The sequence below is a fragment of the Alphaproteobacteria bacterium genome (assembly GCA_030740435.1).
Classification (GTDB): domain Bacteria; phylum Pseudomonadota; class Alphaproteobacteria; order UBA2966; family UBA2966.
Window position 1 is genome coordinate 1 of sequence record JASLXG010000034.1, and the last position, 2,168, is coordinate 2,168.

3 protein-coding genes are annotated in these 2,168 nt (G+C 65.6%); all 3 read left to right on the forward strand.

Annotation, left to right across the window (positions count from 1 at the left end):
* The coding region (locus QGG75_03935) for a TIM barrel protein (protein MDP6066391.1) at positions 1–240 on the forward strand (240 nt) is incomplete at its 5' end.
* Between the two features lie 22 nt (positions 241–262).
* Positions 263–1,813, forward strand: a complete 1,551-nt coding sequence (locus tag QGG75_03940; protein MDP6066392.1) for a carboxyl transferase domain-containing protein — start codon at positions 263–265, stop codon at positions 1,811–1,813.
* Between the two features lie 172 nt (positions 1,814–1,985).
* A partial coding sequence (locus QGG75_03945; GenBank protein ID MDP6066393.1) for an IS110 family transposase occupies positions 1,986–2,168 on the forward strand: 183 nt, incomplete at its 3' end.

Genomic DNA, 2,168 nt, shown 5'->3' on the forward strand with positions numbered 1-2,168 from the left:
TACCACATGCAGATCATGGAGGGCGACCTGATCGCCGGCCTCGGAAGGCTCCTGCCTCGCATCGGTCACATCCAATTCGCCGACAACCCCGGCCGCCACCAGCCTGGTACGGGTGAGATCAACTTTCCGGCTGTCTTTGCCGCCATCGACGACGGTGGCTATAAGGGCTTCGTCGGCGCCGAGTACGACCCCTTGGGCACCAGCGAGGACAGCCTCGGCTGGCTCGAACCCTACCGATGACAAATGCTAACAGGACCAAAAAATGTCGTGGCAACCCGAAGTCGAGAACATCCTAAAGAAGCGTGAGCTGGCCAAGCAATTGGGCGGTGCCGAGGCGGTCGAGCGCCAGCACCAGCGCGGCCGCCTGACCATCCGCGAGCGCATCGACGCCCTGGTCGATGAGGGATCGTTTCAGGAGCAGGGCGAGGCGGCAGGGTCCAGCGAGCTGGCCGACGACGGCTCGGTCACCGGCTTCACGCCGGCAAATTTCGTGCTCGGCCTGGGCCTGATCGACGGCCGGCGCTGCATCGTCGGCGGCGAGGATTTTACCTTGAAGGGAGGCTCGCCCAACGCCGCCGGGCTGCGCAAGAGCGTCTATTCCGAGGACCTGGCGATCAAGTACAGGCTGCCGCTGATCAGGCTTCACGAGGGCGCCGGCGGCAGCGTCACGGGCCAGAGCAAGGGCCTGCCGGTGGGTGAGCCGGTCTATACGCCGCCGCGCTTTCGCTCCATCGCCCAAGTGCTCAACATCGTGCCCGTGGCCTCGGCGGCGCTGGGCCCGGTGGCCGGCATGCCGGCTTCGCGTCTGGTGGCCTCCCACTTCTGTGCCATGACGCGTGAGACCTCGCAGGTCATCATCGCCGGCGCCGCCCTGGTCGAACGGGCGCTCGGCGAAAAGGCCACCAAGGAGAGCCTGGGCAGCGCCCGGGTGCACGAGCGCAGCGGCGTCATCGACGCCGTGGCCGACGACGAGGAGGGGGTGCTCGAGCTGATCCGCATTTTTCTTTCGTATCTGCCGAGCAACGTCTGGGAGCTGGCGCCCAGACTGGCGACGGGCGACGACCCGGGCCGGGCCGACGACGCGCTCTTGGAATTGGTGCCACGTGAGAGGCGCAAGCCCTACGACGTGCGCAAGCTGATCGGACACGTCGTCGACCGGGGCTCGTTCTTCGAGCTCTTGCGGCGTTTTGCCACCGGCGTCGTCACCGGCCTGGCCCGGCTCGACGGCCACGTCGTCGGCATCTATGCCAACGACTGCCGCACTTATGCCGGCTGCCTGACCGCCGACGGCTCGCACAAGGCGCGGCGCTTTGTCGAGCTCTGCGAAACCTTCCACATCCCGGTCATCGCCTTGGTCGACGAGCCCGGCTTCATGATCGGCGAGGAAGCGGAAAAAGCCGCCACCATCCGCCACGGCACCTCGGCCGTGCTGACCGTGGCCCAGGCCAACGTGCCCTGGGCCTCGGTGGTGGTGCGCAAGTCCTTCGGCGTCGCATCGGCGGCGCATTACGGCAACGAGGCCTACGTGCTGGCCTGGCCCTCGGCCGAACTCGGCGCCCTGCCGGTCGAGGGCGGCGTGGCCGTGGCTTATGGCCGCGAGATCGCGGCGGCTGCCGACCCCGAGGCCAAGCGCCGCGAGCTGGAAGAAGAACTGGCGCGCCGCACCGTGCCCCAGTCGCGGGCCGAGGCTTTCGCCTTCCACGAACTCATCGATCCCCGCGAGACCCGGGCCAAGCTCTGCCAGTGGCTGGACTGGTGCGAACCCCGCCTCGAGGGCCTCAAGGGGCCGAGCGCCATGGGCTACCGGCCGTAAAGCAAACAGAAAAACACCCCCTCCCTGCCCTCCCCCATCAAGGGGGAGGGAAAATACCTAAAATAACAATGGCTTAACCCCCTCCCCCCTTGTGGGGGAGATTCCATGGGTTGGTGAGCGTGCTTCCGTTAGGTTTGGATTTCCAACAACCCCAAACCATCGGAGATGACAGATGCAAGCATCGACTCAAACATCGACCATTTGCACGCCCACCAGGGAACAGTCTGCCACATTTTTCGTGGCGATCGAACTGAGCCTGAAAGGTTGGCTGGTGTGTATTCATAGTCCAGACCGTGATCGCTTGTCGCATTACGACATTGGTGCGGGTGACTGCGACAAGCTGCTGGCGCTGATC